Raw genomic sequence first — 5,321 nt, 5'->3', positions numbered from 1 at the left:
CCGTCGCCATCGCGATCCGTGATCGGCACACCGCGCACGATCAATTGAGCAAACGTGACCGCCCCCACGGCGGGCGCGGTGGTGGAGGAAGAAACCCGAATAGTGGTGTTCCGCTCGTCGCTGACGTCCAAGCGCCATTCCCCGGCGCTGCTCTCGTAAAAGTGCTGCACGCTCCAATAAGTCCAATCTCTCGGCCCGGCCGAATTGTCGCCGTTGATAGCCTGGAGCACGGAGCGGGTCCCCATGGGCGAAACCAGCGTCACGCGCAGATCGGAGCGTCGGGGATGCGTGGTCTTCAGCCTCACACTGACATGCTCGGAAATCAGCGTGTCCGAAACGTTGAATCGATAAGTCGCCGGCGTGACTTGCAGCTTTGCGGTTGTGTCCGGATGGGCGGCGATAAAGTCGCGCAACGCCTGGCCATCATTCCGGCCAATGCTCACCGCGGGAATGGGCACGAACGTGGTGCCGCCCATCGGCTGGATTTCGGTCGTGCCGGTGTTGTTAAAGATAATCGCAAACGCCGCTCCGGCGCGCGCCGCTCGCGCAATCTTGTCCGCGAAGTAACTGCCTCCGCGTTGGATCAAGGCGGCTTTGCCGTGCAAGTCCTGGGACAGTTCTTCATTCGCCAGACCCACGAATACGATTGGCAGCGTGGCGGTCGGATCGTCCGGATGCACGCCCAACGTGGGCAAACAACGGACGGAAGTGAGGACGCCTGGGATGCCTGGCGCCGCGCAAGCGAGCCGGAGCGCATCGTCAGGAATATCCTGCCGCTCATTGTTCGTCACGGTGACCGACTCGGCAGGCGGTCGATTCGGCCAAGCCCTGGCGAGGCGCACGGCAAAACCAGCGTCCGGCACGCCAAAGCCCACGTTATGGCTCACGCGAAAACCGGCGCCGTTCAACCGCACGTCCGGATCGGCCAAATCGAAGTGCCGCGAACTGTGAATCAGGATTTGTTGCACGTCGCGATAAGTGAGGTTCCGGTTAGCGCCGAGGATCAACGCCGCCACGCCTGCGACTTGCGGAGAACTCGCCGACGTGCCGTTGAAACCGGCGTAATCACCCGTCACCGTCGATGCGTTCTGGCCGGCAGCGCCGGTGCGGTCGGTGGTCAACACGTCCGGCGCGTTCGGGTCTTCATCATCCGGCACGCCATCGCCATCCGTATCAGCCACGTCCCCGCTGGGCGCAGCCACGAGCACACAAGCTCCGGGGCTGCTGTAGGTGCAGGCGCGTCCGTCCTTGCGCCCGGCGGCGACGGCGATGACGCGAGGGTCGCTCGCGAAACCGTCATCGTTGGCATTGGTCAAATCTTCTCGTTCGTTTCCGCCGGCGCGGACCAACACGGCGCCCTTGCCGTTGCGCCCTTTCATGATCGCGCTGCTCACGCCGGCATCGGAGAGCGCATCCAACCCCAACTGGACCTTGCTCGTGCTGCCCCAACTGTGATTTTGCACCGCGACTCGGTCCAAAGCGTATTGGAACATGTCCATCAATTCCTCATCCGACGCGATGGCGTCGCCGCCGAAAAAGGACGTGCCGAAAATGACCCAGCTTGCCAGTTGCGACCGCGGCGCGACTCCGGCCACGCCGCGAAGATTGTCGGATTCGGCAGCGATCAAGCCGGCGACGGCCGTGGCGTGGGCGGCGCTCGACGACGCGGGCCCGCCGTTGGAGATGTTTCGGTAAAAGTTGTAATGCGGAGCCCCGCGAGCGCGGTTGACCAGTTCAGGGTGATCCAGTTGAAAACCGTCGTCCGCCACCGCCACCACGACCCCTTCGCCGCGCGTGAACGGCCAGGCCGCGCGAACATTCAGATCCGGACCCGCCAGACGGTAACCGCTGGTTCGATTCTCCAAGTGCCATTGCTGGTCGAAAAGCGTGTCGGAGGGGGCTCTCGCGTAGAGGTCGCGGCGCCCCCAGGGACGGCGCATGACGGGATAACTCGCGGCGACGCCGGGCTGTTTCGCCAGGATTTCAGCGGCTTCAATCGCGGACCGGCTGTCGGCAGCCTGCAAGATGAAGAGATTGGAACTGACCGTCCTGGCCAAAGAAAGGCCGGTGTCGGCAAGAAAGGGATCGAGGCTTTGGCCTGGGTCCAGTTTCAGCACGACGCGGCTGCCGATCTCGACACGATTGGTGGCACCCTCGAGTTGTGCCTGGGTCCACTCCGGCCCGCCGGCTCCAGTGGCGACGCGAATCGTGGGTTTCGTGTTGTCATTCAAAGGGATTAAATACGAAGCGCCGCCCGCGCTGAGGAATTCGGCTCGCCGAACGGCATTCGTCTCTCCCTCAGCCAGGACAACTCTGTTAGCAAAGCCGAGGCAGACCAGGAAAAGGATGCGCCATGTAGTTCTCAACATCCGGAATTGATGGCAGATTCTGTGCCATACTGTGCAGACCGTGGGATTGACGACAGATCGACCGGAGAACCGCAGCGCAGATTTTCAATCTGCTGTATCGCCGATTTCCAATCGGCAGGGCGCCGGCAAGTCCCAGCGGGCTCGGACTGGGAGACGCCCCGCAGAATACAATTCTGCGATACGGCAGAGTGCAACTCTGCGCTACGAGCTTTGTCGTCCATCCCGCGGACCAAGCAGTAAGGGGAGGCGAGAAACCAGGACGTAGGGCAGACATCTTGTCTCCCGGTTAACGGGGCATCCTTGCCTCGTTGTTCGAGCGGCAGGATGCCGTCCGAACTGCCAGGCTGGAAGCTTGCCCTGCGTTTTCGGCGCTCCTTGTCCGCGTCCAAAGCTCACGGCACCTGAGCCAGTCCTCGGGTGTATTCACGTTGAGCAGCAATGCAGCTTCTCGGCGTGCAGGTTGAATCGCCTTTGCTTTCAACTCCGCAGCGAGGTCCTGCAAGGCGAACCGGCCGAGGCGCAAGAGCTTCTCCACCGTGGGCAACATTTCGACACTTAACAGAAAAGGAAAACCCAGGGATCGCTCGTGCCGGGTGAAAGCGGCCCGAACTTTGGACCGAGGCGACAGAATCAATCGCCGCAGCAACCGCGAAGGCACGAAGGGCATGTCACACGAGAGGAACAGGACATGCCGGGCGCGTGTCGTCTTCAGGGCGGTGTACACGCCGCCGATCGGACCGCAGCGCGCCACCAAATCGCGCCGGATAACGCGAATCGGAGAGTGCAGGGCCGCGGCCGCGGCTCTGGCATGAGCGAGCAGAGGTTTGCCTCCCAGCCGCAGTCTGGTTTTGTCCCGTCCCATCCGGGAACTCAAACCGCCGGCCAGAATGCAGACTTCGCACAAGGCGGGAAATTCGAGGGCGCCAGACATCCGCTTGAGCAGTTGCGCGGCGAAACGTCCCCAGACCGTTCCTCCCTCGAAGACGGCGGTGATCGCAGCCGCCAGGGCAGCCTCGCGCGTGTCCTTGAGGATGTAGCCGTCCGCTCCGCTGCTCAATGCTCGGAGAAACACTTCCTCGTCCGCGTAGGAAGTGAGCATGAGCACGCGGGGTGGCACGGGGAGTTTCTTCAGCTTGCCGCAAAACTCGCAGCCGTCGTCCTGGCCCAACCGGATGTCAAGCAGCACGACGTGCGGCTGGAGTTTTTGGATCTCCTGGAGCGCTTCATGCGGGGTCCCGCACTCTCCCACGACTTCGATGGACGCATATTCCGCCAGGATGCTGCGCAACCCGGCGCGGACCACGCGGTGGTCATCGAGCAGAAAAACTTGAATCGGCTCACTCATCAAAGTTTCATGACTGACTTGTCGGTGGCGTCGGAGACGGACTCGCCGACCCCGCGGGAATTCGGGCGCACACCCGTGTCCCGCGGCCCGGCTGTGAATCCACCGAAAGTTCGCCGCCGCTTTCTGCGGCTCGCGCGCGCATGTTGCGCAGGCCGTAACCTTCTCCACCCGGGTTCGCGGGGTCGAAACCCGTGCCGTCGTCCTCGATACTCAGATGCCTGGATAATGGGCCGGGGCGTGAAACGTATAGGTGTATCGGGACCAATTCTCCTCGTTCATCTGCGCGTGGCCGGTGAACCAGTCGCGCATGCCCATCAGCGCCTGGCCGTACGTGCGCAGGCGTGTTTCCAGCTTGGTGACCAGTTGCTCCACTTCGTGCTGAAAACGTTCCGCGTCCCGTGCCGCCATTTCGTGATAAGCCGACGCAGTCAACCACGCGGTGGTCGCAAGTCCCAGCGCCAGCACGGCCCAAGGCGCCAAAGCTGACGGCGTTCGCCATCCTCCCGATCCTGTGCTGTCTTGGTCCGGCACCATCTGAATGAAACTTGCCCCGTGTCAGCGATCACCCGCGAAGCGTAAATTCTGAGGGAGGGTGAGACTCCGGTCGAACCCTGACATCTCGTCGCATCGAAAGGCCAGGGTTCGGCGGCAGCCTCACCCTCCCACAGCGGTGGCGGTTTCGTCGCGCCATCTTGTTACGCCGGTTCGGTCTTTCCACTCGCTTCATCGCTTCGCAAGCTAAGCGCGGCGCGCGGCCAAGTCGAGCCGCTTCGGGACAAATGTCATGACATTTGTCCGCCGCTGGATCGGCTTCAACGACGAAGCCAAGGAAGGCGCCTGGCTCTGGATCAGCGGCGAACCGGTGACGTACATCAACTGGCTGAATGGCGAACCGAACAACAGCGGCGACGAGGACTTCGCGGTGATCAACTTTGATGACCTAGGAAAATGGAACGACTTGAAGGCCGCCGACGCCGACACTTCCTCCGCGATCATTGAGCGAGTCCCGGGAGTTGCTCAAACGCCGATCGATAATCCGGCTACTTCTGCGGCGATCTATAATTTCAGCGTTGCAGCCGGGAATTCCGGCCATCTGGGAAGCCAGGATGGCGTCGGGAGCAATGCGCGGTTCAACGGCCCTTCTGGATTGTGCGTGGATGCCGCGGACCCTATGCGTGTGAGATTCCTGAGAAGTGACAATCGACCGAATTGACTCTGACTTATGCTAAAATTCAACCCCCTATTCCTTCCCATGAACCGTCTCCTCGGACCGTGGCCTTTAGGCCGCTTCAACGCCAAACTCCAAAGCGGGGCCGGAAGCAGTCTGAAGACTGTGGTCCGGAGGGTTTATGGTTCATGGGCCATGTGCATGGTTCTGAGACCAAGGGCGCTTCCCGTGAACCGTCTCTTCGGACCGTGGCCTTTAGGCCGCTTCAACGCCAAACTCCAAAGCGGGGCCGGAAGCAGTCTGAAGACTGTGGTCCGCACGGTCTTAGAGCGTGTCCGAAAATTCCGCGGGGTCCTGTTTTCGCGCCAAAGGCCGGATGGCGAGGCGCGACGAAGGAGAATATCCTCCCTGGATCTTCGACTGAGGAGCAACGAAGCCA

At 61.9% G+C, this 5,321-nt stretch carries 5 protein-coding genes; 2 read left to right on the top strand and 3 right to left on the bottom strand.

Annotated elements, in window-relative coordinates; genetic code table 11:
• The 3 genes from FJ398_25800 to FJ398_25790 form a co-directional block, all read right to left on the bottom strand.
• A partial coding sequence (locus FJ398_25800) for a hypothetical protein (protein MBM3841305.1) occupies positions 1-2,369 on the bottom strand: 2,369 nt, incomplete at its 3' end.
• Between the two features lie 286 nt (positions 2,370-2,655).
• Positions 2,656-3,714, bottom strand: a complete 1,059-nt coding sequence (locus FJ398_25795; protein ID MBM3841304.1) for a response regulator — start codon at positions 3,712-3,714, stop codon at positions 2,656-2,658.
• Positions 3,715-3,721: 7 nt separating this feature from the next.
• Positions 3,722-4,213 (bottom strand): hypothetical protein, encoded by a 492-nt coding sequence (locus tag FJ398_25790; protein MBM3841303.1) that lies wholly within the window; start codon positions 4,211-4,213, stop codon positions 3,722-3,724.
• 285 nt (positions 4,214-4,498) lie between these two features.
• On the opposite strand from FJ398_25790, the gene FJ398_25785 reads away from it, so the two are divergent.
• Positions 4,499-4,927 carry a hypothetical protein gene (locus FJ398_25785; GenBank protein ID MBM3841302.1) on the top strand — a complete coding sequence of 143 codons (429 nt, stop codon included), beginning with the start codon at positions 4,499-4,501 and terminating at the stop codon, positions 4,925-4,927.
• A gap of 59 nt (positions 4,928-4,986) precedes the next feature.
• The coding region (locus tag FJ398_25780) for a hypothetical protein (protein MBM3841301.1) at positions 4,987-5,321 on the top strand (335 nt) is incomplete at its 3' end.

This window comes from Verrucomicrobiota bacterium (assembly GCA_016871535.1).
Taxonomy (GTDB): domain Bacteria; phylum Verrucomicrobiota; class Verrucomicrobiia; order Limisphaerales; family SIBE01; genus VHCZ01.
The sequence above is the reverse complement of the archived record's forward strand: the minus strand, read 5'-3'. Positions and strand labels throughout refer to the sequence as shown.

Excerpts from the sequence above, each read along its gene's own strand:
- FJ398_25795 (MBM3841304.1), bottom strand. The coding sequence starts at position 3,714 with ATGAGTGAGCCGATTCAAGTTTTTCTGCTCGATGACCACCGCGTGGTC.
- FJ398_25790 (MBM3841303.1), bottom strand. The coding sequence starts at position 4,213 with ATGGCGAACGCCGTCAGCTTTGGCGCCTTGGGCCGTGCTGGCGCTGGG.
- FJ398_25785 (MBM3841302.1), top strand. The coding sequence starts at position 4,499 with ATGACATTTGTCCGCCGCTGGATCGGCTTCAACGACGAAGCCAAGGAA.